The organism is Actinosynnema sp. NPDC023794 (genome assembly GCF_040639675.1).
In the GTDB taxonomy this organism is placed as follows: domain Bacteria; phylum Actinomycetota; class Actinomycetes; order Mycobacteriales; family Pseudonocardiaceae; genus Actinosynnema; species Actinosynnema luteola.
The window spans coordinates 338,660-363,715 of record NZ_JBFAFR010000004.1 but is presented as its reverse complement, the minus strand read 5'-3'; the positions used below and the strand labels follow the sequence as shown (position 1 = coordinate 363,715).

Below are 25,056 nucleotides of genomic sequence, written 5' to 3'. Positions count from 1 at the left end.
GGCGGGCTTCCGGGTCAGCTTCCGAGCCCTTTCTTTCACCCGAACGAGTGTCCCTCGCCTCGGTAGGTGGGCACGGTCCGCTCCACCACGCCGCCGCGGACGACGTGGTAGTGGGTGAACCGCTCGGCCAGCTCGCCCGCCTTGGCGTGCCGCAGCCACACGCGGTCGCCGAGGCGCAGCGAGTCGGCCGCCCGACCCACCACCGGGGTCTGCACCTCGCCGGCGCCCTCCAGCGGCAGCAGCTTCAGGCCGACCGGCAGGTACGGGGTGGGTTGGCGGTCGGGGGTCGCGGTGCCGGAGGCGATGTAACCGCCGGAGAACAACGTGGCCACGTGCCGCTTCGGCCTGCGCACCACCGGCAGGGCGAACAGCACGGCAGGCTTGGGCTGGAAGCCGCGGTAGCCGTCGAACAGGGTCGGGCCGATGAGCCCGGAGCCGGCCGCGAGCTCGGTGACCGACGGGTCGGCGGCGGTGATCTCCAGGCTGCCCGTGCCGCCGCCGTTGACGAACTCCAGGTCGGCGACCTGGCGCACGGCGGCGACCGCGACGGTGCGGCGTTCGACCAGCTCGGCGGCCGAGTGCCGCTGCATCCAGCGCAAGACCGCGCCGCGCACCGGCTTGCCCGGCGGCTGGTCGCCCACGCCCGCGATCTGCCCTTCGTAGCCCATCACGCCGACCAGCCGGAACCCCGGCCGGCGCACGATCGCCTCGGCCAGGGCGCGCGCTTCACGTGCCGTGTGCACGGGTGACCGGCGTGGGCCGATGTGCAGCCCGGGCACCGGCCGCCAGGACACGTCCAGCTCCAGGCACACCCGGATCTCCGGGTGGTCGTCCCCGAGCACGGCGTGGACCAGGTCGAGGTGCGCGGTCGAGTCGACCACGATCGTGACCCTCGCCCGCGCCTTGTCGTCCTTGGCGAGTTCGGTCAGCGCCGCCTGGTCGACGGTCGGGTAGGCGACCAGGAGGTCTTCGGACAGGTCGACCGACGACAGCCACAGCGCCTCGGCCAGCGAGTAGCACATGACGCCCGCGAAACCGGGCCGGGCCAGCACCCGTTCCAGCAGCGCGCGGACCCGGACGGACTTGCTCGCCACCCGGATCGGCCGCCCGCCCGCGCGGCGCACGAGGTCGGCCGCGTTGCTGTCGAAGGCGTCCAGGTCGACGATCGCGAGCGGGGGGTCGTGCTCCTCCGTCGCGGCGTCCAGGCGCGTGCGGTGCTGCATGGGCCTCACCGTACTTGAAAGGTGAATAGCTTTCACCTACGGTTCGTGCAACGCGTCACATCCGGAGGTGGGCATGGCGACCCCGTGGACGAACTGGTCGCGCACGGCGTCCGCGAACCCGCACCGGGTGGAGCACCCGGCGAGCGTCGACGAGCTCGCTTCGGTCGTGGTGGGCGCGTCCAGTGTCCGCCCGCGCGGTAGCGGGCACTCGTTCACCGGCATCGCGGTCGCGCCCGGTGTGGCGATCGACCTCGACGCGTGGACCGGGATCGTCGACGTGTCGGGAACCCTGGTGACGGTCCGGTCGGGGACGACGTTGCACCAGCTCAACGCGCTGCTGGACGTGCTCGGGTTGGCCATGGCGAACCTCGGGGACATCGACGCGCAGACCGTCGCGGGTGCGATCTCGACGGGCACGCACGGCACGGGGGCGAAGCTCGGCGGCCTGGCGACGCAGGTGGTGGCGCTGGAGCTCGTGCTCGCCGACGGGTCGCTGGTGCGGTGCTCGGCCGACGAACGGCCCGAGCTGTTCCAGGCGGCCAGGGTCGGGCTCGGCGCGCTGGGCGTGATCAGCACGGTGACGCTGCGGTGCGTGCCGTCGTTCGTGCTGCACGCCCGCGAGTTCCCCGGGCGGTTGGACGCGGTGCTGGAGGAGTTCGACCACCTGACCGCGGTCGAGGACCACGTGGAGTTCCACTGGTTCCCGCACTCCGACCGGGTGATCGTGAAGCGGAACAACCGGGTCGACGAGCCCGCCGCGCCGCTGTCGGCGCTGCGCCGGTTCTACGAGTACGAGGTGATGGAGAACGGCGCGTTCGGGCTGGTCTGCAAGCTGGCGAAGGCCGTGCCGTCGACCACCAGGACGCTCAACCGGGTGTGCGGGTCGCTGCTGTCGGAGCGCGACTACCGGGACGTCTCACACCGTGTTTTCGTCACGCCCCGGCGGGTGCGGTTCGTGGAGACCGAGTACGCGGTGCCGCGGGCGGCGCTGCACGACGTGCTGCGGGAGCTCCGGGCGGCGGTGGGCGGTCTCGAGCACGGCGTCATCGTGCCGGTCGAGGTGCGGGTGGCCCAGGGCGACGACATCTGGCTGTCGACGGCGCACGGACGTGACACGGCTTACATCGCGGTGCACCAGTACCTCGGGATGCCGTACCGGCGGTACTTCGACGCGTTCGAGCGGATCGCGGGCGCGGTGGGCGGGCGTCCGCACTGGGGGAAGATGCACGGTCTCTCGGCCGGAGCTTTGCGTGGGCGGTACCCGCACTTCGACGACTTCCGCCGGGTTCGCGCCGAGGTCGACCCCGAGGGGAAGTTCACCAACGCCTACCTCGACCGGGTGTTGGGCTGATCCCCGGTGGCCGGGAAGGGTGTGGCGGGGGGCTAGAAGGCGTCGGCGACAGGGGTGTCGCCGGAGATCAGTTCGTAGGTGCGGCGGACGGTGCCGGGGCGGTCCAGGAGGGCGACGACGACTGCTGCCACGTCGGCTCGCGGTACGGAACCCCGTAGCGGTTTTTCGGCGAGTTCCACGCGGCCGGTCGGCTCGTCGTCGGTCAGCCGGCCCGGCCGCAGGATCGTCCAGTCCAGGTCCCGTTCGCGCAGGTCGTCCTCGGCGGCGCCCTTTGCCGCCAGGTAGGCGTCGAACACCTCGTCACCGGTGGTTCGGCCGATGCCCGTGGCGCTGATCTGGATGAACCGGCGCACGCCCGCCTGCTCCGCCGCCTCCGCGAACAGCACCGCCGCGGCGCGGTCCACGGTGTCCTTGCGCGCCACCCCGCTGCCCGGTCCGGCGCCGGCGGCGAAGAGGGCCGCGCCCGCGCCGGTCAACAGTTCCGCGACCGAAGCGACGTCGGTCGCCTCCAGGTCGCAGTGGACGGGGACACCGCCCGCGTCCAGCACGTCCGCGTGGTGGTCCGGGTTGCGCACCAGCGCCGTGACGCTGTCGCCCCTCGCGGCCAACAGCCGCTCCACCCGCAACGCGATCTTGCCGTGTCCGCCCGCGATCACTACTCGCATGGTCCGACCGTAGGTCAGGACGCGGTCGCCAGCACCTGCTCGTACACGAGTTCGTTCACCCAACGGGTGGTCGCGGTGTCCTCGACCGGCACGGTCTCGTTGCGGCCGGCGACGTCCGTGCTCAGCTGGAGCTCCTCGTCGGCCAGCAGCACCGAGACGCCGTAGCGGCGCACCCGCGGCAGGCAGTTGGCCAGGTAGTCGTGCGTGAAGACGACCGACGTCGGCAGGACGGCGGCGGCGTTGCCGAAGCGGGCGAACGGCACCGCCGAGGCCAGCGCGGTCCGCCAGTGCCGGGCGACCGCCAGGACGCCGACGATCCGCACCGCGGCGGGCGGCACCCGGCCGTCCATCTCCGGCCACACCCAGGTGGACACGGTGGTGCGGTCGGTCTCCGGGCCCGCGCCGAGGCACAGCCGCTCGGCGTGCGCGTCGGCCAGCAGCTCCGCCACCACGATCACCTTGCGCCCCATGAGGACCATCTCGGGCAGCACCACGCCGTGCCAGCCGAGGCGCACCGCCGCGGAGGCGGCCAGCTCCTCGACGGAACCGGGCAGTTCGGGAACCGGAACAGCGGTCGCCGACAGCGCCCTGGCGTCGTCGGTGTCCGCGATCCGTGCTGGTGTGCTGCTCACGCCAGGGCCTCCTCGGCAACCACGACGGGCTGTCCGTCGCGTTTCGACTCGTGCTCTGGATAAGGCGTACCAGGTGGGACCGGTCGCACCCCCGGGGCAAAAGGCGTCCTGCGATCGGCGGCGTCGAGCGGTCGGTAACCGGTCGGCGACCGCCGGGGGGACTTCGGCCCGGCGGTGCTGCCGTCTGGGTGACCCCGACGGCCCCCGGAGCCCGGAAGACTGCTCAGCGTGTGCGTCGCTCGCCTGGAACGACCGCCGGACCGGGGCCGCCGGCCTGCCCGGCCACCTCACCGCCGACCGCTCGCCGTGCGAAATCGACCGACCGCCCCCGAGCCGCCACGTTCGGCCGCGGCTGGGCGGGTGACAGACATCACGCGTCCGCCGGAGGCGAAAAGACGGAAAAACCATGAAGTCCCACCCACGACAGTGGGTGGGACTTCATGGTTTTGGTGGGCGAGGGGGGAGTTGAACCCCCACGTCCTTTCGGACACACGGACCTGAACCGTGCGCGTCTGCCATTCCGCCACTCGCCCGGAGCGACGTGGAGAACACTAGCATGGTCCCCGTCCGGGTTACCAATTGCCCCGTGTCCCGCCACGTCAGCCCGGATACGATCGGTCTTGGAAGTCGACCGGGTCGGAGGGTTGCCGTGGGCCTCGTACAGCGCTTCGAGCGCCGTCTCGAAGGCATCGTCGGGAACACCTTCGCGCGTGTGTTCGGTGGCAACGTCGTCCCGCAGGAAGTGGCCCAGGCACTGCAGCGGGAGGCGGAGAGCAACATCCGCGAGTTGGCGGGTGGCAGGTTGCTCGCTCCGAACCACTTCCAGGTCCTGCTGGGTCCGCAGGACCACGATCGGCTTGCCGGGGACGGTCAGGATGAACTACGCATCACCCAGCTTCTGGGGGACTCCATCCGGGAGCACCTCGAAGAGAGCGGATGGGATACCTATGGTGACGTCGTAGTCTCCCTGGAGCGCTCCGACGCGCTGCACACGGGACAGTTCCGAACCAGCTCGTCCGTCGACCCCGACGTGAAAGTTGCCAGCCGACGGTCAGCACCACCTCGCACTGCAGGAGACGGATCCATGAGCCAGCCTCCCGGCTACGGACAAGGACAGGGCCAGCCCGCCTACGACCCCTATGCACAGGGCGGCTACGGCCAGCAGCAGCAGGGCTATGACCAGCAGGGATACGGTCAGCAGCAACCCGGCTACGACCAGGGCTACGGCCAGCAGCAGCCCGGTTACGACCAGGGCTACGGCCAGCAGCCCGGCTACGACCAGGGCTACGGCCAGCAGCAGCCCGGCTACGAGCAGGGCTACGGGCAGCAGCAGGGCTACGACCAGGGTTACGGTCAGCAGCAGCCCGGTTACGGACAGCCCGGTTACGACCAGGGTTACGGCCAGCAGCCCGGCTACGACCAGGGCTACGGCCAGCAGCCCGGCTACGACCAGGGTTACGGCCAGCAGGGTTACGGCCAGCAGGGCTACGCCGACCCGGCACAGGGCGGTTACGCGCCGCCGGCGGTCCAGTCCGGTCCGCGGCAGCTGAACGCGACGCTGCACCTCGACGACGGCTCCAACCGCACGTACAACCTCAAGCAGGGCGGCAACGTGGTCGGCCGCGGCCAGGAAGCGGACTTCCGGCTGCCCGACACCGGGGTCTCCAGGAGGCACCTGGAGATCACGTGGGACGGGCACAGTGCCATGCTCGCTGATCTCGGTTCGACAAACGGCACCACGGTGAACGGCACACCAGTGCAGACTTGGCAGCTCGCGGAAGGCGACGTCGTCCGCATCGGCCACTCCTCGCTGGTCTACCGCACCCAGGGCTGAGCGGTCGATTCGGGCGTAGGCGTGACGGCACTCAAGTCAGGAGCGGTTACAACCGGTGCCAGAGCTGGTGATGCAGCTGACCAGAGCGGGTTTCCTCGTCCTGCTCTGGTTGTTCGTATTGGCTGCGCTTCGAGTGGTCCGCTCCGACCTGTACGCGGCGTCGGGGCTCCGTGTCCCGACGCCCAAGTTCGGCAGAGGCACTAGCAAGGCCGCCCGGGGCAACAAGGCGGCCCGACAGCTCGTCGTGACACACGGCGCGCTGGCGGGCACGCGCATCTCCCTGGACGGCCGGCCGATCATGATCGGCCGCGCCGACGACTCCACGCTCGTGCTGGACGACGACTTCGCGTCGACCAGGCACGCGCGGCTGTCGATGCGCGGCACCGACTGGTACGTGGAGGACCTCGGCTCCACGAACGGCACGTATCTCGACCGGGCGAAGGTCACGGCCCCGATCCGGGTTCCGCTCGGCTCCCCGATCCGAATTGGCAAAACGGTGATCGAGCTGCGCTCATGACTCTCGTCCTCCGATACGCGGCCCGCAGCGACCGGGGCCTGGTCCGTTCGAACAACCAGGACTCCGTGTACGCGGGTCCACGCCTGCTCGCGCTCGCCGACGGCATGGGCGGCCACGCCGCGGGCGAGGTGGCCAGCAAGGTCGTCATCGCCGCCCTGGCCCCGCTCGACGACGACGAGCCGGGCGACGACCTGCTCGGCCAGCTGCGCGACGCGGTGATCGCCGGCAACGGCGCCATCTCCGAGCTCGTGCAGAGCGACCCGGACCTGGACGGCATGGGCACGACGCTCACCGCCGTGCTGTTCGCGGGCTCGCGGCTGGGCATGGTGCACATCGGCGACTCCCGCGCCTACATGCTCCGCAACGGCACGTTCACGCAGATCACGCACGACGACACGTTCGTGCAGTCGTTGATCGACGAGGGACGGATCACCGAAGAGGAAGCGGCCACGCACCCGCAGCGCTCGCTGCTGCTGCGCGCGTTGACCGGCCACGAGGTGGAGCCGAGGCTGATGGTGCGGGAGGCCCGTCCGGGCGACCGCTACCTGCTGTGCTCGGACGGCCTGTCCGGCGTGGTCAGCATGGAGACGCTGGAAGAGGCGATCCGGATCCCGGACCCGCAGGCGTGCGCGGACCGGATGATCGAGCTGGCGCTCAAGGGCGGCGGCCCCGACAACGTGACGGTCGTCGTCGCCGACGTGGTCGACGTCGACTTCGGGGAGGACGCGCCCATAGTGGGCGGCGCGGCCGGAGACGGCAGCGAAGACCCGCCACCACCCGACTCGCCCGCCTCGCGGGCGAGTTCCATCACCGGGCCGCGCCCGATACCGCAGCGGGTCGAGCCGATGCCCCAGCCGGACCCCCGGCGGGCGCGCGGCAACCGGCTCAAGGCGGTCGCGCTGGTGGTCTTCCTGCTCCTGCTGGTGGTCGCGGCCGGCCTCGGCACGCGCTGGTACGTCCTGCGCCAGTACTACGTCGGCGAGGGCGTCAACGGCGAGGTGTCGGTGTTCCGCGGCGTCACCGGCAGCGTGTTCGGCTTCGACCTGCACCGCAAGGTGGAGGGCTCGTGCCCGCCGGGCGCGCAGGCGTGCGAGCCGATCACGGTGGAGGACCTGAAGGTCGCCACCCGGGACGTCGTGCGCAACGGCATCACCGACGTGGACGGCCTGGAGGGCGCCCGGGAGGCGATCCGCAGGCTGCGCACCGAGCAGACGCTGCCGTTCTGCCCGAAGGACACCGCGGAGAGCACCACGGGGACGTCCACCACCGCCGCGCCGCCGACGGCAACCTCGACCGAGGCGCCGGCGTCCACCACTGTGGAGGGGACACCCCTCACCACGCCCGTGCAGCAGCCGGGCACGGATTGCCGAAAGGGTCAGTAGTCGCATGGGTTCGCCGGTCACCGGCGCTGAGGGCACACCGCTCGCGGCGGCGAGCAGCACGTCGCCCGGGTTGAGGCCGCCCACGCGACGAAGCACCGAACTGTTCATGCTCGCGTTCGCCGCCACGTTGGTGACGGGCGCGCTGATCCTGGTGGAGGCCAACCAGGAGCAGGAACTCAGCATGAGGATCCTGTGGCTGGGCCTGGCGTACCTGGGGCTGCTGACCGTGGCGCACCTCGCGGTGCGCAAGTGGGCGCCCTACGCCGACCCGGTGATCCTGCCGTGCGTCGCGCTGCTCAACGGCCTCGGCCTGGTCATGATCCACCGGATCGACCTGGCCATGGCGGACGTGAAGCTGCCGAACAACCAGGTGTGGTCCTCCGCCGCGCCGAAGCAGGTGCTGTGGACGGCGATCGCGCTGGTGCTGTTCTGCACCGCGTTGAAGGTGCTGTCCGACCACCGCACGCTGGCCCGTTACGGCTACACGGCCGGTCTGCTCGGCCTGGTGGCGCTGGTGCTGCCCGGCGTGCTGCCGAGCTTCATCGCGCCGGAGATCAACGGCGCGAAGATCTGGCTGAGTTTCGGCGCGTTCTCGATCCAGCCCGGCGAGTTCGCGAAGATCCTGCTGATGGTGTTCTTCGCCGCGTTCCTGGTCTCGAAGCGGGACCTCTTCACCATCGCGGGCCGCCGGGTGCTCGGCCTGGACCTGCCGCGGGCCCGCGACCTCGGCCCGCTGATCGCCGCGTGGGCGGTCGGCGTGAGCATCATGGTGCTGCAGAAGGACCTGGGCAGCTCGCTGCTGTTCTTCGGCATCGTGCTGGTGCTGCTGTACGTGGCGACCGAGCGGGCCGCGTGGGTCGTGCTGGGCGTGATGATGTTCTGCGTCGGCGCGTTCGTGGCGTGGAAGCTGTTCGGGCACGTCCAGATCCGGGTGCAGAACTGGCTCGACCCGTTCGCGGACCCGTCCGGCGCGGGCTACCAGATCGTGCAGTCGCTGTTCGGGCTCGGCACCGGCGGGTTGTTCGGCGCGGGCCTCGGCGGCGGGCGGCCGGACCAGATCCCCGAGGCCAACACCGACTTCATCACCGCCGTGATCGGCGAGGAGCTCGGCTTCGTCGGCCTGGCCGCGGTGCTGCTGATCTACACCGTGTTCGCCCTGCGCGGCCTGCGCAGCGCGCTCGCCGTGCGGGACACGTTCGGCAAGCTCCTCGGCGGCGGTCTGGCGTTCGCGGTGGCGTTCCAGATCTTCATCGTCGTCGGCGGCGTGACGAAGCTGATCCCGATGACGGGCATCACCGCGCCGTTCCTGTCCTACGGCGGTTCCTCGCTGCTGGCCAACTACATCCTGGTGGCGCTGCTGCTGCGCATCTCGGACGCGGCACGCGCGCCGAAGTCGACGCCGAAGCCCCGACCGCAGCAGCCGGCCATCGCCGACCAGTTCACAGTCATGGTGGAGCGTCCGAAATGAACACACCGCTCCGCCGGGTCGGCCTCGCCATGATGGCGATGATCCTCCTGCTGTTGGGCAACGCGACGTACGTGCAGGTCATCAAGGCCGACGACTACCGCAAGGACCCGTTGAACCGCCGGGTGATCCTGGACCAGTACTCGCGCGAGCGCGGCCAGATCATCGCCGCCGACGGCACGCCGCTGGCCAGCGTGCAGCGGGTGGACGACCGGCTGCGCTACCTGCGGACCTACGCCAACGGCCCGGTGTTCGCGCCGGTGACCGGCTACTTCTCCACGCTGTACGGCGCGGGCGGCATGGAGCGCGCCGAGGACGACCTGCTCAACGGCTCGGACGACCGGCTGTTCGCCCGCCGGGTGTCGGACCTGATCACCGGCCGCGACCCCAAGGGCGGCAGCCTCCAGCTGACGATCGACGCGAAGCTCCAGCAGGCGGCGTTCGAGCGGCTGCAGGGCGTGACCGGCACGGTGGTCGCGATCCGGCCGCAGACCGGGGAGATCCTGGCCATGGCCAGCACCCCGTCCTACGACCCGAACGTGCTCGCCAGCCACGACGTGGACGTGCAGGAAGAGGCCTGGGTCGGCTACGACGCGGACAAGTCCAAGCCGATGCTCAACCGCGCGATCCACGAGAACTACCCGCCCGGCTCGACGTTCAAGCTGGTCGTGACGGCGGCGGCGCTGGCCGAGGGCAAGACCAAGGACAGCGACGTCGACGGCCGCCCGGTGATCACGCTGCCCGGCACGAACACCCCGCTGCCGAACTTCAACGACACCAACTGCGGCAACGGCGTCACGGCCAAGCTGGAGGAGGCGCTGGCCAAGTCGTGCAACACGGCGTTCGCGGTGCTGGCCGCCGAGCTGGGCGCGGACAAGCTGCGCGACCAGGCGGCCAAGTTCGGCATCGGCGAGCAGGACCTGTCGATCCCGCTGTCGGTGGTGCCCTCGACGCTCGGCCCGATGTCGGACAAGCCGTCGGTCTACCAGACCGGCATCGGCCAGAAGGACGTCCGGGTGACGCCGCTGGCCAACGCGGTGATGGCGGCGACCATCGCCAACGGCGGCGTGCGGATGCAGCCGCACCTGGTCGGCAAGATCCTGGCGCCCGACCTCCAGGCGATCAGCGAGACCAAGCCGGACGAGGTCGACGAGGCGATGGAGGCCGACCAGGCCAAGGCGCTGCGCGACATGATGATCGCCTCGGAGAACAACACCGGTGGCGGCGGCAAGCTCAGCGGCGTGACCATCGCGTCCAAGACCGGCACCGCCGAGCACGGCGAGAACGTGCGCTCGACCAACCCGCACGCCTGGTACGTGGCGTTCGCGCCGGCCGAGAAGCCGGAGATCGCGATCGCGGTGATCGTGGAGAACGGCGGCCAGCAGGGCCTGGCGGCCACCGGCGGCCGGGTCGCCGCCCCGATCGGACGCGCGGTCATCGGCGCCTACCTCGGGGGACGCTGATGCTGACCTCCGGCCAGTTGCTCGCCGAGCGGTACCGCCTCAGCAAGCGGATCGCCGTCGGCGGCATGGGCGAGGTCTGGGAGGCCGACGACACCCGGCTCGACCGCAAGGTCGCGGTGAAGGTGCTCAAGGCCGAGCTCAGCGGGGACGCCGAGTTCCTGAACCGGTTCCGCATCGAGGCGCGCACGACCGCGTCGCTCAACCACCCCGGCATCGCCGCGGTGCACGACTACGGCGAGACCGCGTCGATCCCGGACGGGCCGGAGGACACCGCCTACCTGGTGATGGAGCTGGTCGAGGGCGAGCCGCTGGCCGCGATCATCGCCCGCGGCAGGCTGAACGCGGACCGCACGCTCGACGTGCTGGAGCAGGCGGGCAACGCGTTGCAGGCGGCGCACGAGCGCGGGCTGGTGCACCGGGACGTGAAGCCGGGCAACATCCTGGTGACCCCGACCGGCAAGGTGAAGATCACCGACTTCGGCATCGCGAAGGCCGCTGACGCGGCGCCGGTCACCCACAGCGGCATGGTCATGGGCACGGCCCACTACATCGCGCCGGAGCAGGCCCTCGGTCACGCCGCCGAGCCGGCGTCGGACGTGTACGCGCTGGCGGTGTGCGGCTACGAGTGCCTGACCGGGCACCGGCCGTTCCTGTCGGAGAACGCGGTGACGGTCGCGATGATGCACATCCGGGACATCGCGCCGCCGTTGCCGCCGGACGTGCCGCCCGGCCCGCGGGCGCTGATCGAGGCGACCCTGGTGAAGGACCCGCGCCAGCGCTACCGCAACGGCGGCGAGTTCGCCTCGGCGGTGGGCGCGGTGCGCGCCGGGCAGCCGCTGCCCGCGCCGTCCGGCCTGGCCATGGCGGTCGGCACGCCGATGGCCGGGCCGATGACGCCGCCCGCGCAGCACACCCGACCGGGCGTTCCGGTGACCCATCCCGGGTCGCGTCCGGGCATGCAACCCGTCCCACCAGGCATGAACACTCCGCACACGGGTGCTTTCCGTCCGTTGCCACCGGGCCCGCGGCCGCCGGGGCGCAACCGCGCCGCGCTGTGGGTTATGGTCGCTGTGCTGCTGGTCGCGCTGCTGGTGCTCGGCGTGGTCATCCTGCGCTGGGCGCTGAAGGGCGACGAGGTGCCCGGCGGTGCGAACCAGCAGGGCACTGGCACCACGAGCGCCCGCCCGTTGGACGACTCGACCGATCGCCTCCCCGGCAAGCCGAAGGTGACGATCACGAAGTCCGACTACGTCGACCTCCCGGTGGACGAAGTCGCGAAGAAGCTCTCCGGGCACGGCTTGGAACCCGAGGTGCACTCCGAGGACGGGGGTGCGCCGCTGGAGCCCGAGCGGTGCCTGGTGTCGGACCTGGCGCCGACCGGTGAGATTGCGATCGGCTCACGGGTCACGGTGACGTGTGTGCCGACTTGATGCCGAAACGGTACGACAGCGAACGCAAGGCTTGATGGTGAGACCGTTGACGAGGAGCGGGACGAAGCACTGATGAGCACTCCGCGACTGCTCTCCAACCGCTACGAACTGGGTGAGACCCTCGGCTACGGCGGCATGTCGGAGGTGCACAAGGGCCGGGACGTCCGGCTCGGCCGGGACGTGGCCATCAAAGTCCTGCGCGCCGACCTCGCCCGTGACACCCAGTTCCAGGAACGGTTCCGTCGCGAGGCCCAGAACTCGGCGGCGCTGAACCACCCCGCCATCGTCGCGGTCTACGACACCGGTGAGACCCAGACCGAGTACGGCCCGCTGCCCTACATCGTGATGGAGTTCGTCGACGGCCGCACGCTGCGCGACATCGTGAAGACGCAGGGTCCGCTGTCGGGCAAGAGGGCGATGGAGGTCATGGCCGACGTGTCGGCCGCGCTGGACTTCAGCCACCGGCACGGCATCGTGCACCGGGACGTGAAGCCCGCGAACGTCATGATCACCCGGGCGGGCGCGGTGAAGGTGATGGACTTCGGCATCGCGCGCGCGGTGCACGACGGCCAGGCCGCGGTCACCCAGACGGCCGCGGTGATAGGGACGGCCCAGTACCTGTCACCGGAGCAGGCCCGCGGCGAGGCCGTCGACGGGCGTTCCGACGTGTACGCGTCGGGCTGCGTGCTGTTCGAACTGCTGACCGGCGAGCCGCCGTTCACCGGCGATTCGCCCGTGGCGGTGGCCTACCAGCACGTGCGGGAGGACCCGAAGCCGCCGTCGGCGCTGAACCCGAAGGTGACGCCCGCGCTGGACGCGATCGTGCTCAAGGCGATGGCCAAGGGCCCGGCCAACCGCTACCAGTCGGCCGCGGAGATGCGCGCGGACCTGGTGCGCGTGCTGTCCGGTCAGCGGCCCTCGGCGCCCGCCGTGATGACGGCGGAGGACCGCACCGCGGTGCTCAACCAGACGTCGTCGCCGCGCACCGAGGTCGCACCGACCGGTGGCGGTCGGCACCGGCCGTCGGCGCAGCGCGAGGAACCCGCCGAGTACGACCCGCTGGCCGAGGAAGAGGAAGAGCGGCGCGCCCGGCGCAAGAAGGCGATCATGGTCACCCTGGTCGTCCTGCTGTGCATCGCCGTGCTCGCGCTCGCCACGTGGATCACCACCACGCTGCTCAGCGAGAAGGACAACACCGCGGCCTCGGAGAAGGTCACCGTGCCGTCGCTGGTCGGCAAGGAGCAGTCGGCGGCGTACGCCGAGCTGGAGGCCAGGCAGCTGCAGGTCGAGGTCGTGCTGACGGCGTGCCAGCCGGGTGCCGAGCCCGCCTGCACCGACGAACAGGTCGGCAAGGTGGTCCTGACCGACCCGCCCGCCAACCGCGAGGTCGACAAGCGCAGCGTGGTCAAGATGGTGATCGGCGCTCCGCCCGCGTCCGCGGCGGTGCCGAGCGTGACCGGGCTGAGCCCGAGCGACGCGCAGAAGAAGCTGGAAGCCGAGGGCTGGGTCTTCCAGCAGGCCACCGGGACCGTCGAGACCGAGGACCCGAACCTGGTCGGCAAGGTCGTGGAGCAGTCGCCCGCTCCCGGCGTCTCGGCGACCAAGGGCAGCGCGGTCACGGTGTCGCTGGGCAAGGCGCCGGAGACCGCGCAGCTGCCGGACGTGACCGGCCAGACGCTGGACAACGCGCGCGCCACGCTCGAGGGCAACGGGTTCAAGGTGCAGACCAAGGAGGTCGACAGCCCCGAGCCGCTGAACGAGGTCGTCACGCAGAACCCGGGTCCGGGACGGGCGGAGAAGGGCACGCTGGTGACGTTGAGCGTGTCCAAGAACAACCAGTTCATCATGCCCGACCTGCGCGGGCTCACGGAGAACCAGGCGCGCACCAGGCTGAGCCAGGCCGGGTGGACCGGCAACGACCTCACCGTCACCCAGAAGCAGACGGTCACCGACATCAGCCAGAACAACGAGATCCTGGACCAGGAGATCAAGGCGAACGCGCCGGCGGCCAAGAACGCGCGGATCAACGTGACCCTGGCCGAGTTCAAGGTCGGCGGACCCACGTCGACCAGGTAGCCGGGCAGCGAAAAGGCCCCCTCCACACCGGAGGGGGCCTTTTCGTCGTCCGGGCCGGGTCGACTACTTCCGGTGGGCCGCCGCGGCGAGTTGGCGCATGCCGTTCTCCAGCTGGAGGACGGTGCCCTCGGGCACCTCGAACCCGCACACCGCGAGCCAGTTCGCCAGCATCCGGTGGCCGCCTTCGGTCAGCACGGACTCCGGGTGGAACTGGACGCCCTCGACCGGCAGCTCGCGGTGGCGCATGGCCATGACCACGCCGGACTCGGTGCGCCCGGTCACCTCGAACTCGGCCGGGATGGTGTCCGGGAGCACGGTCAGGGAGTGGTAGCGGGTCGCGGTGAACGGGCTCGGCACGCCGTTCAGCACGCCGCCGCCGTTGTGGTGCACGACGCTGGTCTTGCCGTGCAGCAGCTCGGGCGCCAGGTCGACCGTGCCGCCCCACACCGCGCCGATGGCCTGGTGGCCGAGGCACACCCCGAACACCGGGACGCCGTTGTCCGCGCAGTGGCGGATGACGTCCATGCTCTTGCCCGCCTTGTCCGGCGTGCTGGGGCCGGGGCTGACGAGGACGCCGCCGACCTCGGCGATCTCGTCCAGCTCGACGGCGTCGTTGCGCCGGACCACGCACTCGACCCCGAGCTGGGCCAGGTACTGGACGAGGTTGTAGACGAAGCTGTCGTAGTTGTCGACCACGAGCACGCGCATGGTGCCAGCGTAGCCGTGACGAACCTCTCGCCAGAAGTGAGCTTAGGCTCACCTAACCTAGTGGTATGACCCGTTCCCTGCGCGTCGCCGTCGTCGGCGCCGGCCCCGCCGGCATCTACGCCGCCGACATCCTGACCAAGTCCGCGGCCGAGTCGGGCGCCGAAGTGGCCATCGACCTCTTCGAGCGGATGCCCGCCCCGTACGGCTTGATCAGGTACGGCGTCGCACCGGACCACCCGCGCATCAAGGGCATCGTCAACGCCCTGCAGCGCGTGCTGGACCGGCCGGGGATCAGGTTCTTCGGCAACGTCGAGTACGGCGTCGACCTCAAGCTCGACGACCTCAGGCACTTCTACGACGCGGTGGTCTTCTCCACCGGCGCCGAGAAGGACCGCCCGCTCGACATCCCCGGCATCGACCTGGACGGCTCCTACGGCGCGGCCGAGTTCGTGTCCTGGTACGACGGCCACCCCGACGTGCCGCGCACGTGGCCGCTGCGGGCGCGCGAGGTCGCCGTCCTCGGCGTCGGCAACGTCGCGCTCGACGTCGCCCGCGTGCTGGCCAAGACCGCCGACGAGCTGCTGAGCACCGACATCCCCGACAACGTGCACGAGGGTCTGCGGGCCAGCCCCGTCACCGACGTGCACGTGTTCGGCCGGCGTGGACCGGCGCAGGCCAAGTTCACCCCGCTGGAGCTGCGCGAGCTCGACCACTCGCCCAACGTCGAGGTGATCGTGCACCCGGAGGGCATCGACTTCGACGCGGCGAGCATGGCGTCGATCCGGTCGAACAAGCAGGTCGAGATGGTGGTCAAGACGCTGCAGGAGTGGGCGATCCGCGACGTCGGCTCGCGTCCCCGCCGGCTGCACCTGCACTTCCTCGAAGCGCCCGTCGAGGTGCTGGGGTCGTCGTCGGTCACCGGCCTGCGCACCGAGCGGATGGAGCTGACCGGCGACGGCGGCGTGCGCGGCACGGGCGAGTTCACCGACTGGCCGGTGCAGGCGGTGTACCGGGCCGTCGGCTACCTGTCCACGCACCTGGTCGACCTGCCGTTCGACCACGCCTCCGGCACCGTGCCGCACCAGGCCGGCCGGGTGCTCGACCTGGACGAGCAGGCGATGACCGGGGTCTACGTCACCGGCTGGATCAAGCGCGGCCCGGTCGGGCTCATCGGCCACACCAAGGGCGACGCGCTGGAGACCGTCACCAGCCTGCTCGCGGACGCGCCGCTGCTGCCGGTCGCGCCGAGCCGCGCGCCCGACGCCGTGGTCCGGTTCCTGGAGCAGCGCGCCGTGCCGTTCACCACCGTGGACGGGTGGCGCAAGCTCGACGCGCACGAACTCGCCCTCGGCGCCGCGCGCGGCCGGGACCGGGTGAAGGTCGTCGACCGGGCGGAGATGACCGACATCTGCCGGTCATAGGGCTACTGGGGCGTCGTCACGTTGTTGAACGGCAGCTTCGGCTCCGCCCACGGGAACACCACGAACATCAGCAGCGCCACCACCCCTGCCACGAGCACCAGCGCTTCGAGGACGCGCACGGGCAGCGGGCCGGGGAGGTGCCGCCAGATCCACCCGTACATCACTGCTCCTTCATCTCTTCGGGCACGAAACCGGGCGCCTTCGGGTAGCTCATCGTCAGCACCGAGTGCACGATGAGCCGCTGCTTGTCGGAGAACCGCGGGTGGCAGGTGGTCAGCGTCATCAGCGCCGCCTGCTGCGCCGCGGGCACCTCGCCCTCGAAGTAGGGCACGGGGTTGATCACCTCGCCCTGGGTGGGCAGCACGATCGCCTGGCCGACCGCCTTGTCGTACGGCGCGCCCAGCGGCGAGACCTTGGCGCACTTCGGGTCGGACTGCCGCGCCGCCCAGTCCGCCACCTCGCCGGACTTCGGCATCACCCGGTAGACGAACCACTGGGTCTGCGTCTCGACCACGATCGCGTCGCACGAGTTGAGCAGGTCGAGGTCGTTGAAGGGCGCGCCCTTGCCCACCCGGTGGCCCGCGACGGAGAAGTTGCCCGGGTCGCCCGGCAGCGCGGTGCCCTTGTAGTGGCCGGGTCCGATCTCCAAGTCCTTGTCGGTGGTGCCCTCGACGATGGAGAACTTGTAGTCCGGGCCGAACACCGGGATGTACATCTTGGCGAACGCCTGGCCGTCCAGCAGCTCGTACTGGGCCTGGCGCTGCTGGTCGGACTCGACCGTGTTCGCGTTCCACTGGTCGTCCAGCGCCTGGGTGGCGTCGTCCTGCTTGCCGGCCGAGATGAGGTCGGTGACGTACACCTCGTAGACCACGAACAGCAGGATGACCAGGCCGGCCGTGATCAGCAGCTCGCCGACGGTGCGGACCGCCTTGCGCGCCGTGCTGTCGGGCGGCGGGCCCGGCTGGTCGTCCTCGTCGTCGTAGTAGTCGTCGTCCTCGTAGTACTCGTCTTCGTAGTCCTCGTACTCGTCCTCGTAGTCGTCCACGGGTGCGATGACCTCGGTGGGCGGGTCGACGGGGCGAGGGCGGCGCGGCGGGGCCGCCGGGCGGGCGCCGGGGGGCGGCGGCAGGCTGCCGGAGAACGCGTTCGTGTAGCGGGTGGCGTCGGCTTCCGGCGGCGCGGGCCGGGGACGCGCCGCGCCGGGCGGTGGCGCGGCCCCGCCGAGCCGGGCGGCCACCTCGGAGGGCGCGGGCCGGATGGACGGGTCGTCGGTCGGACGGCGACGGCCCGCGGGCGCTTCGTCGCGCAGGGCGCGGCGGCCGTCGGGCGGCGGGTCGGCTCGGACCGGCTCGACGTACGTGGTCTCCTCGGCGTGCGTCGGCACGGGCGGCACGTCGTCGCGGCGGGCGCGGCGGCCGGCGGGCGGTTCGACTCCGGTGGGCTCGACGCGCGGGCCCATCTCGTCACGGCGCGCGCGGCGACCGGTGGCCGGCGGTCCGGCCGGGTTCGGGACGTCGTCCCGGCGGGCACGGCGGACGGCGGGTGGCTCGGCGTAGGGCTCCACCGGCGGCGCGACGTCACCCCGGAGCGCACGGCGCGCGACAGGCGGCTCGGCCGGCGGCAGCTCGACCGGCGGCACGTCGTCACGGCGCGCGCGACGGGCGACCGGGGGGTCGACCGGCGGTACCCCGTCCCGACGCGCCCGACGGCCGGTGGGCGGCGGCTCGACCGGCGGAGGAACGTCGTCGCGGCGGGCTCGGCGGCCGGTGGGCGGCGGCTCGGCGGCGTACGGCTCGGCGTAGGGCGGCTCGGACGACGGCGCCTCGTCCCGACGCGCCCGGCGACCGGTCGGGGGCGGCTCGGTGCTGGGCGGGTAGGACTCCCCCGGACGGCTGAAACCTCCGGCCGGCGTCGCCGGCCGGTCGAGGTCACCGGAGTGTCCTCCCGACCGGTCGAACCCGCCCGGTGGCGTCGGCGGGCGGTCGAATCCACCGGGAGGGGTGAGGGGCCGGTTCGGGCCTGCCGGGCGGTCGAAACCACCGGGAGGGGTCGATGGCCTGCTGAAACCGCCTGGCGGCGTGGGCGGGCGGTGGCCGGGGAGCGGCGGTTCGCCGGTGGCGTGGGGCGGCTGTGGCCTGGGTCGTGGCGGTCGGCCCGGCGGGCCGCCTTGCGGCGGGGGCGGGTCGTAGCTCACCGGAAAACCTCCCAAGCCGAACGTTCCAGGACTACACGGTGCTTCAGGGACCTGCTCGGTTACGTTAACGTGTTCATCCAGCAGTGGACGTGAACTCGCGCCACTGGAGGCCTATCCACCCGTCAGGCGAGGACAGCATGCCCAAGTCCAAGGTCCGCAAGAAGGCCGTCTACACGGCGCCTGCCGATCGCCGCACCCCGGTGAAGGTCAAGGCAGCGGGGCCGTCGCACCCCGTCTACGTCGCCGTGATGCTCGGCATGATGCTGTTGGGGCTGGCGTGGCTGGTGGTCAACTACATCGCGGGCGAGAAGGTCCCGGTGATGATGGAACTCGGGTCCTGGAACTTCGGCATCGGATTCGCCCTGATGATCGTCGGCTTGCTGATGACCATGAAATGGCGCTGACCACGCGCTACGCCAAGTGGCTGACGGCCCGGACGTGCTCCACGTCCGGGCCGTTCCGCGTTACCCCGTCGTTCACCCGGTTCACCTGACGGTCACCGAAGCACACAGCTGTAAGTCATCCCCAATGGGGACAACTCCTGTGGACAACTTTGCGCCAATTTGCACAAGCCCCGGTCGGAGGCCCCAGTTGTCCACAAGTGCGGCAGACTCGGAAGCGTGAACCCACCGCGCACCTGGTCGCCCCAGCCCGGCCTCGTCGGCCTCGCCTGGGGCCTGGCCGCCGTGTTCCTGCTGGTCACGATTCTCAGCTCGGACCCGGTGAGCCGGGTCTTCCTGGGCCTCGCCACGCTCGTCCAGCTCGCGCTGGGCGCTTACGGCACCCTGGTGCGCCCCAGGCTGCTGGTGGACGACTCAGGCCTCACCGTGCGCACCCTGAGCGGCGCGCGGCAGCTGCCGTGGCACGAGGTGAAGGTGCGCCTGGCCCGCACCCGCAGGCTCGGCCGCGAGACGGCCACGCTGGAGCTGGACTGGCACCGCGGCGAGGACGAGCGGCTGTACGTCTTCACCCCGCTGGACCTCGGCACGGACCCGCGCGACGTGGCGGACGTCCTGCACGCCCTGCGCCCGTGACGAGCTGTCAGAGGTCGACGACCAGACCCGGCACGGCGACGTCGGCGGCGTGACCGGCCGCTTCCAGGTGCTCCGCCGGGTCGACGCCCGGCCACAGGTGCGCCAGCACGAGCCTGCCGACACCGGCCCGGCGCGCGTTCGCGCCCGCCTGCTCGGCCGTCGACAGGTACGGCGCGTTGTCCGCCGGCCGCACGTGCCGGGCGAACGTCGCCTCGGCCACGAACACGTCCGCGTCCCGCGCGAGGTCGACCAGCGCCGGGCTCGGCCCGGTGTCACCCGTGTAGGCGATCACCCGGCCACCGGCCGTGAGCCGCAGACCCGCGTTCGGCACGAAGTGCGGCAGGTCCCACGTGTCCACCCGGAACGGCCCCACCTCGAACGACCGCTCGACCACGTGCACCGAGCACGCGTGTCCCAAGGGCACCTGGTCCAGTGCCAGCACGCGGTCCAGCGCACCCTCCGGCGCGTGGACCGGCAGCACCGGAGCCGAAGGCCCGAGCGCGCGGGCCCGAAGCAACGGGTTGAGGTCGGCGCAGTGGTCGGGGTGCCCGTGGCTGACCAGCACGGCGTCCACCGCCGCCGCGGGCAGCTGCGCCTGCAACGCCGGGAACGTCGCGTAACCCGGGTCCACCAGGAGCGTGAACCCGTCGTGCTCCACCAGGTAACCGCTGCACGGCTGGGCGGCCGTCGGCCACGCGCCGACGCCGCCCAGGACGGTCAGCCGCACCGTCAGACCAGCTGCCCGGTCCGCACGACCGCCAGCACCGCCAGCAGCACGACCGCGGCGACCACCGCCGCCAGCTGCCAGTTGTTCCGCTTCGCGGCCGGCGCGTAGACCAGCCCGGCGGTCAGCGCCGCGCCGATCACCAGGCCGCCGATGTGCCCGAGCAGGGAGATGCCCGGCAGGGTGAAGCTGAGCACGACGTTCAAGCCGATCACGCCGAGCGCCGGGCCGGGGTTGAGCTTGAGCCGCAGCACGGCCACCAGCATCGCGCCCATCAGGCCGTACACCGCGCCGGACGCACCGGCCACCACCGTGTCGACCCCGCCGAACAGGTACACCGCGAGCCCGCCGCCGAGCAGCGACACCCCGTACACCGCGGAGAACCGCAGCTTGCCGAACACGGGTTCCAGGTCACGGCCGAGCACGTACAGCGCGATCATGTTCAACGCCAGGTGCAGGGGCCCGAAGTGCAGGAACCCCGACGTCACCAGCCGCCACCACTCGCCGTCCAAGGCGACCGACGGCGTGTACATCACGAAGTCGAGGAACAGCGCCGACCGCTGGTTGGTCGCCACGCTGCCCGCCTGGGCCGCCGTGATCGCGAAGAGCAGCACGTTCACCGCGATCAGCACCGGTGTGACCACCATGCGCCGGGAGTACTCCGCGCCGACGAACGTGCGCGGCCGGCGCACCGTGGCCCGGCCCTCGTTCACGCAGTCGACGCACTGGTGGCCGACGGACGCCTCGCGGAGGCACTCCGGGCACGCCGGCCGGTCGCAGCGGACGCACCGCAGCCCGGTGGCCCGGTCGGGGTGGCGCACGCAGACCGGCAGGTCTGGTCGCGCCCCGATCGGCTCACCGGGCGGCGGGGAGATCGGCGAGTCGGCCACTCAGGCCCGCTCCACCGAGACCTTCTGGATCACCACGTCGGTGACCGGGCGGTCGCCGGCGCCGGTGGGTGCGGCGCCGATCGCGTCCACCACGTTGCGCGAGTCCTGGTCGGCGACCTCGCCGAAGATCGTGTGCTTGAAGTTCAGCCAGGTGGTCGGCGCGACCGTGATGAAGAACTGCGAGCCGTTGCTGTTGGGCCCGGCGTTGGCCATCGCCAGCAGGTAGGGCCTGTTGAACTGCAGCTCCGGGTGGAACTCGTCGGCGAACTTGTAGCCGGGGCCGCCGCGTCCGGTGCCCGTGGGGTCACCGCCCTGGAGCATGAAGCCCGCGATCACCCGGTGGAAGATCGACCCGTCGTAGAACGGGCCGGACGTCTCGCCCTTCGCGTTGGGGTCGGAGTAGCTCTTCGTGCCCTCGGCCAGGCCGACGAAGTTGGCCACCGTCTTGGGGGCTTGGTCGGGGAAGAGGTTGACGCGGATGTCGCCCTGCGAGGTGTGCAGGGTCGCCGTCAGCTTGGTCCCCACGAACGATTCGTTGCTGTCTGCCACACCACCCATCGTGCCATCAAGGGGCGAGGTGGTTGGGAAAGGGGCACGATGGGTATTGCCTGGAACGTGACTGACCGACAGCTTCTGGAGCGCGATATGGATGAGGTAGACGCCATGACCCGGGCCGGGGAGTCGGTCGGCAAGGCGGTGCGGGCTGTTCGCCGCAGCGCCGTCCGCGCTGGTCACGTCGGTGCGGACGCGGCTGTTCAACTCGCGGAGCGCGCCGAGGGCAAGCTCGCCGAGCGCGGTGTGACCAAGGACTACGTCCGCGGTGTCGTCGCCGACAAGGCGGGTGCGCTGGTGGAGAAGGCCGAGGAGTACGAGAAGTCCACCAGGCGCGGTCGCAAGCAGCTCGCGAAGAGGGCCAAAGGCGTCCGCAAGGACGTCGTGAAGGCCGCCGAGCGGGCGCGCAAGGAGGCCAAGGTGCGCGCGAAGGACGTGCGCAAGGCCGCGAAGCAGGCGCGCAAGGAGATGGCCGCGGCCAGGCACCCCAAGCGCCGCCGCTGGCCGTGGGTGCTCGGCGTGTTCGCCGCCGCCGCGGTCGCGGGGTACGTCGCGCTGACCAAGCGGCCGCAGGAGGTGCACCTGGAGGAGGACGACGTGGAGATCACGTCCGAGCCCACCACGGCCGGCGCCGCCGAGTCCGTCCGCCCGCACGCGGCCCGCAACGGCCAGGTCTCCGACCAGCACAGCCGCAGCTGACCGGAAGAAGAAGGCCTTCGCGCCCGCCCCTCAAGGGGGCGGGCGCGAAGGCGTGCCCGCTCACAGCCCGAGGTTGCCGACCACGGTCTCGGCGATCCGGCGGGTCTTGATCGTCTGCTTCTGGTTGCTGGTCACGACCACCGCGTTGCCACCCTTGGCCACGGCGTACACCGCGCCCGTCGCGGTGGTCAGCGAGCCGCCGTTCCACCCGGCGGGAACCGTCGCCGGGCTCGAGTCGGCGACCGGCGCGGCCCGGTCGACCACCGCCTTCGCCGTCTCCGGCTCACCCCGGAACACCCAGACGGACAACTGCACGTCCGTGGCGTTGGCGTAGAAGAAGCAGGCCGGGTCGGGTTGGCCTGCGGACAGCCGAACCTTCCGCACCAGCTGCCCGTTCGCCTCCTGCACGACCGAAGAGGCCAGGTAGGGGCACTGGCCCTCGGTCGCGGGCTCCGGCGCGGGCGGCGGCCCGGCGGGCGTGGTCGTCGTCTTCGCCACTGCGCTGGTGGTCGTCCCGGCGGCGGGAACCGGGGTCGGGTCGGCGGTCGCGCAGGCGGTCAGCGCGCCGAGGACCAGCAGGGACGGCAGGGCGGTGAGCAGCACTCGGTTCATAGGGCAGCCAGTCAATCAGATGCCGGACAGCGAATCGACACGTGACCACCTAGGCACACAAGGTAATCCACATTACGGTGTCCTTACCCTGCCGGCCGCCCCTGCAATGTGAGGACTCAGTCAAGATGAACATCTTTGACCGCGGTCGAGACCACGCCATCGCTGTGTTCCGGATTGTCGTCGGTGTGCTGTTCATGTGCCACGGCGCGCAGAAGTTGTTCGGCGTGCTGGGCTCCAAGGGTGCTGTGTCGATCACCGACTGGCCGTCCGGCCCGGCCGGACTGATCGAGTTCGTCGGTGGCGCGTTGATCGTCATCGGCCTCGGCACCCGGATCGCCGCGCTGATCTCATCCGGTGCGATGGCCTACGCGTACTTCGTCGTCCACCAGTCCGCCGGGCTCCTGCCCATCCAGAACAAGGGCGAGCTGGCCGCGGTGTACGCGTGGGTGTTCCTGCTGTTGGCGTTCACCGGTCCCGGCGCTTGGGCCGTGGACAAGGTGATCTCCGCACGGAAGCGGGAACAGGCGCTCGTCAACGCATAGCAGCGGCCAAGACGAGGGCCCGCACCCAGCGGCATTGGGTGCGGGCCCTCACTTGTCGGCTTACCGCGAAAACCACCGCCGGACCACCCGTCGGACGACTTGCCTCACGCAGGGGATGACCCGGCGGTTACACCCCAGTAAACACCAAACGCGAAACTTTCGCGCCCCTGAACTCAACCCCGGCAAACCGGACTTTTACCACTCACAGGAAACCGGTGTGCCGAGCGATCTTCGCGGGGTCCGGGACCGCAGCCCGGAAGAGGTCCGGGGGCGAAGCCTCCCGGGCGGGGTGTGGGGGTCCGCACCCCCACAAACACGACGAGCGAGGCAGTCGACGCTATCCGTCGACACACCTCGCTCAGAGCGAGTGGAGACGAGGGGAATCGAACCCCTAACCCCCGCCTTGCAAAGGCGGTGCTCTGCCAATTGAGCTACGTCCCCTCACGGGGCGGCAGACTGACCGCCCTCGCGGGTCAGTCGGTGGGGGCGGTGGCCTCGCGCCACAGGTCCGCGTCGGCCTTGGCCGAGCGGCTGCGCTTGACGAAGAACAGAACCGCACCAGCGACAGCGACAAGTGCGATGATCTTCTTCACGGCGATTCCCCTCTGCAACACCTGTGAACTTCCGGTGGGCCTAGGAGGACTCGAACCTCCGACCTCTTCGTTATCAGCGAAGCGCTCTAACCGTCTGAGCTATAGGCCCTCGGGGCAACGACGGCAAGACTACAGCACCTCCCGTCGCCGCCCCAAATCGGCTGGTCGTAGATCACTCCCGCTCGGACAAGGTCACTTCCAGGCCCCCGGCGAGATCGGCCGAGACGTTGTAGACGAACGAGCCGACGGTCGCCAGGGCGGTGAACAGCACGATGTTCACCGCGCCCACGATCGCCGCCACGCCGAACACGCGACCGGCGCTGATCAGCGGGTCGCTGCCGGTCTCGTTGCCCTGCAGCAGGTCGCTGGCGGTGTTGTTGATCTTGTCCCACACGCCCATGCCGTTCAGCACGCCGTACAGCACGCCGACCGCCACGAGCCACACGAAGAACAGCGCCACGCTCAGCACCAGGGCGAGCTTGAGCACCGACCACGGGTCGACCCGCTTCACCTGCAGGCTCGCCCGACGCGGCCCGCGCCCGGGACGGCGGGCCGACGGCGCGGCGGCGGGACGACCGTTCGCCGCGCCCAGGTTCACCTGCGTGCGGGCCGAACCCGCCGCAGCCTGCGCGCCCGGCACCACGGGACGGGCCACCGCCACCGTGTCCGGGTCGCTGGCCGGGTACGCCGGCTGCGCACCCTCGGCCGGCGGGTGCTCCGGCGCGGACATCAGGTCGGCCGGACCGACCTGCTGCGCCTCGGCGTACTGCGTGTCGCTCGTCACGCGCTGCCACGGCGGGGGCGCCGCGGCCTGGTGGCTGTCGTTCTCGGCGGCCGGCCGCTCGACCTTCTCGGTCTTGCCGTCGGCCGTCGTCGCGTCGGCCGCGGGCGTCGCGGCCTGCTCGGACGCCCCCGAGGCGTCGACCGCAGGCTTCTCGGCGCCGGTGGGCTCATCGCCGGCCGCCGGCGTCGGCTCGGCGCCAGGCCGGGTGATCACCGCGGTCTTGTCCTCTGGCTTCTCGGGTGGAGTCACGAGCAGTCCTCAACCT

Annotated in this window: 24 protein-coding genes, 3 tRNA genes and 1 pseudogene; 13 read left to right on the top strand and 15 right to left on the bottom strand. The window is 71.2% G+C overall.

What is annotated here, in order from left to right:
• Positions 1–35: 35 nt before the first annotated feature.
• On the bottom strand, positions 36–1,223 hold the full coding sequence (locus AB0H12_RS13000) for an amino acid deaminase/aldolase (protein ID WP_499622992.1): 1,188 nt from the start codon (positions 1,221–1,223) through the stop codon (positions 36–38).
• A gap of 73 nt (positions 1,224–1,296) precedes the next feature.
• Between AB0H12_RS13000 and AB0H12_RS12995 the strand changes: the two genes are divergently transcribed.
• Positions 1,297–2,574, top strand: coding sequence for a D-arabinono-1,4-lactone oxidase (locus tag AB0H12_RS12995; RefSeq protein ID WP_499622991.1), 1,278 nt, complete (start codon positions 1,297–1,299; stop codon positions 2,572–2,574).
• 32 nt (positions 2,575–2,606) lie between these two features.
• Here AB0H12_RS12995 and AB0H12_RS12990 read toward each other — a convergent pair whose 3' ends face one another.
• From AB0H12_RS12990 to AB0H12_RS12980, 3 genes are all read right to left on the bottom strand, one after another.
• Positions 2,607–3,239 (bottom strand): SDR family oxidoreductase, encoded by a 633-nt coding sequence (locus tag AB0H12_RS12990; RefSeq protein WP_499622989.1) that lies wholly within the window; start codon positions 3,237–3,239, stop codon positions 2,607–2,609.
• A 14-nt stretch (positions 3,240–3,253) separates the two neighbouring features.
• Positions 3,254–3,871 carry a hypothetical protein gene (locus AB0H12_RS12985; protein ID WP_498771311.1) on the bottom strand — a complete coding sequence of 206 codons (618 nt, stop codon included), beginning with the start codon at positions 3,869–3,871 and terminating at the stop codon, positions 3,254–3,256.
• Positions 3,872–4,318: 447 nt separating this feature from the next.
• Positions 4,319–4,404, bottom strand: a tRNA-Leu gene (locus AB0H12_RS12980).
• A 116-nt stretch (positions 4,405–4,520) separates the two neighbouring features.
• On the opposite strand from AB0H12_RS12980, the gene AB0H12_RS12975 reads away from it, so the two are divergent.
• The 7 genes from AB0H12_RS12975 (at position 4,521) to pknB (ending at position 14,038) form a co-directional block, all read left to right on the top strand.
• Complete coding sequence (locus tag AB0H12_RS12975; RefSeq protein ID WP_499622987.1) at positions 4,521–5,705, top strand: FHA domain-containing protein; 1,185 nt, start codon at positions 4,521–4,523, stop codon at positions 5,703–5,705.
• A 55-nt stretch (positions 5,706–5,760) separates the two neighbouring features.
• Positions 5,761–6,222, top strand: coding sequence for an FHA domain-containing protein FhaB/FipA (locus AB0H12_RS12970; RefSeq protein ID WP_230569468.1), 462 nt, complete (start codon positions 5,761–5,763; stop codon positions 6,220–6,222).
• Positions 6,219–7,604 (top strand): PP2C family protein-serine/threonine phosphatase, encoded by a 1,386-nt coding sequence (locus AB0H12_RS12965; protein WP_499622985.1) that lies wholly within the window; start codon positions 6,219–6,221, stop codon positions 7,602–7,604. Before AB0H12_RS12970 ends, AB0H12_RS12965 begins: the two co-directional genes overlap by 4 nt.
• A 4-nt stretch (positions 7,605–7,608) precedes the next feature.
• On the top strand, positions 7,609–9,072 hold the full coding sequence (locus AB0H12_RS12960) for an FtsW/RodA/SpoVE family cell cycle protein (protein WP_498771320.1): 1,464 nt from the start codon (positions 7,609–7,611) through the stop codon (positions 9,070–9,072).
• On the top strand, positions 9,069–10,532 hold the full coding sequence (locus AB0H12_RS12955; protein ID WP_499622983.1) for a peptidoglycan D,D-transpeptidase FtsI family protein: 1,464 nt from the start codon (positions 9,069–9,071) through the stop codon (positions 10,530–10,532). Before AB0H12_RS12960 ends, AB0H12_RS12955 begins: the two co-directional genes overlap by 4 nt.
• Positions 10,532–11,962 carry a serine/threonine-protein kinase gene (locus AB0H12_RS12950; RefSeq protein WP_499622981.1) on the top strand — a complete coding sequence of 477 codons (1,431 nt, stop codon included), beginning with the start codon at positions 10,532–10,534 and terminating at the stop codon, positions 11,960–11,962. Before AB0H12_RS12955 ends, AB0H12_RS12950 begins: the two co-directional genes overlap by 1 nt.
• Positions 11,963–12,034: 72 nt before the next feature.
• Complete coding sequence (gene pknB / locus AB0H12_RS12945; RefSeq protein WP_499622979.1) at positions 12,035–14,038, top strand: Stk1 family PASTA domain-containing Ser/Thr kinase; 2,004 nt, start codon at positions 12,035–12,037, stop codon at positions 14,036–14,038.
• Positions 14,039–14,101: 63 nt separating this feature from the next.
• Here the strand turns inward: pknB and AB0H12_RS12940 are convergent, their stop codons facing one another.
• Positions 14,102–14,746, bottom strand: coding sequence for an aminodeoxychorismate/anthranilate synthase component II (locus AB0H12_RS12940; protein ID WP_499622977.1), 645 nt, complete (start codon positions 14,744–14,746; stop codon positions 14,102–14,104).
• Between the two features lie 65 nt (positions 14,747–14,811).
• On the opposite strand from AB0H12_RS12940, the gene AB0H12_RS12935 reads away from it, so the two are divergent.
• A complete protein-coding gene (locus tag AB0H12_RS12935; protein ID WP_499622976.1) occupies positions 14,812–16,167 on the top strand; it encodes an FAD-dependent oxidoreductase in 1,356 nt (451 codons plus the stop codon).
• Between the two features lie 2 nt (positions 16,168–16,169).
• Here the strand turns inward: AB0H12_RS12935 and AB0H12_RS12930 are convergent, their stop codons facing one another.
• The gene (locus tag AB0H12_RS12930) at positions 16,170–16,328 is read right to left on the bottom strand and encodes a hypothetical protein (protein ID WP_170185175.1); all 159 of its coding nucleotides are present in this window, start codon (positions 16,326–16,328) and stop codon (positions 16,170–16,172) included.
• Positions 16,328–17,806: a class E sortase gene (locus AB0H12_RS12925; RefSeq protein WP_499622975.1), complete on the bottom strand. Its 1,479-nt coding sequence runs from the start codon at positions 17,804–17,806 to the stop codon at positions 16,328–16,330. The genes AB0H12_RS12930 and AB0H12_RS12925 overlap by 1 nt, the downstream gene beginning before the upstream one ends.
• Positions 17,807–18,498: 692 nt before the next feature.
• Between AB0H12_RS12925 and crgA the strand changes: the two genes are divergently transcribed.
• Positions 18,499–18,765 (top strand): cell division protein CrgA, encoded by a 267-nt coding sequence (crgA, locus tag AB0H12_RS12920; protein ID WP_499622974.1) that lies wholly within the window; start codon positions 18,499–18,501, stop codon positions 18,763–18,765.
• Between the two features lie 216 nt (positions 18,766–18,981).
• Positions 18,982–19,395, top strand: coding sequence for a PH domain-containing protein (locus AB0H12_RS12915; RefSeq protein WP_230569476.1), 414 nt, complete (start codon positions 18,982–18,984; stop codon positions 19,393–19,395).
• Between the two features lie 7 nt (positions 19,396–19,402).
• Here AB0H12_RS12915 and AB0H12_RS12910 read toward each other — a convergent pair whose 3' ends face one another.
• The 3 genes from AB0H12_RS12910 to AB0H12_RS12900 are packed head-to-tail and all read right to left on the bottom strand — an operon-like array spanning position 19,403 to position 21,558.
• Positions 19,403–20,122, bottom strand: a complete 720-nt coding sequence (locus AB0H12_RS12910) for an MBL fold metallo-hydrolase (RefSeq protein ID WP_499622973.1) — start codon at positions 20,120–20,122, stop codon at positions 19,403–19,405.
• Between the two features lie 2 nt (positions 20,123–20,124).
• Complete coding sequence (locus tag AB0H12_RS12905; protein ID WP_499622972.1) at positions 20,125–21,009, bottom strand: rhomboid family intramembrane serine protease; 885 nt, start codon at positions 21,007–21,009, stop codon at positions 20,125–20,127.
• Positions 21,010–21,558 carry a peptidylprolyl isomerase gene (locus AB0H12_RS12900; RefSeq protein WP_499622971.1) on the bottom strand — a complete coding sequence of 183 codons (549 nt, stop codon included), beginning with the start codon at positions 21,556–21,558 and terminating at the stop codon, positions 21,010–21,012.
• 114 nt (positions 21,559–21,672) lie between these two features.
• On the opposite strand from AB0H12_RS12900, the gene AB0H12_RS12895 reads away from it, so the two are divergent.
• Positions 21,673–22,260, top strand: coding sequence for a hypothetical protein (locus tag AB0H12_RS12895; RefSeq protein ID WP_499622969.1), 588 nt, complete (start codon positions 21,673–21,675; stop codon positions 22,258–22,260).
• Positions 22,261–22,320: 60 nt separating this feature from the next.
• Here AB0H12_RS12895 and AB0H12_RS12890 read toward each other — a convergent pair whose 3' ends face one another.
• On the bottom strand, positions 22,321–22,872 hold the full coding sequence (locus AB0H12_RS12890; RefSeq protein WP_499622967.1) for a DUF2020 domain-containing protein: 552 nt from the start codon (positions 22,870–22,872) through the stop codon (positions 22,321–22,323).
• Positions 22,873–22,997: 125 nt separating this feature from the next.
• Between AB0H12_RS12890 and AB0H12_RS12885 the strand changes: the two genes are divergently transcribed.
• Complete coding sequence (locus AB0H12_RS12885; RefSeq protein WP_499622965.1) at positions 22,998–23,414, top strand: DoxX family protein; 417 nt, start codon at positions 22,998–23,000, stop codon at positions 23,412–23,414.
• 368 nt (positions 23,415–23,782) lie between these two features.
• Here the strand turns inward: AB0H12_RS12885 and AB0H12_RS12880 are convergent.
• The 4 genes and pseudogenes from AB0H12_RS12880 to AB0H12_RS12865 form a co-directional block, all read right to left on the bottom strand.
• A tRNA-Ala gene (locus AB0H12_RS12880) sits at positions 23,783–23,855 on the bottom strand.
• A 35-nt stretch (positions 23,856–23,890) separates the two neighbouring features.
• Positions 23,891–24,007 (bottom strand): annotated as a pseudogene (locus AB0H12_RS12875) (DLW-39 family protein); the annotation flags it as partial.
• Positions 24,008–24,042: 35 nt separating this feature from the next.
• A tRNA-Ile gene (locus AB0H12_RS12870) sits at positions 24,043–24,116 on the bottom strand.
• Between the two features lie 63 nt (positions 24,117–24,179).
• Positions 24,180–25,040 (bottom strand): DUF3566 domain-containing protein, encoded by an 861-nt coding sequence (locus AB0H12_RS12865; RefSeq protein ID WP_499622964.1) that lies wholly within the window; start codon positions 25,038–25,040, stop codon positions 24,180–24,182.
• Between the last annotated feature and the right edge of the window lie 16 nt (positions 25,041–25,056).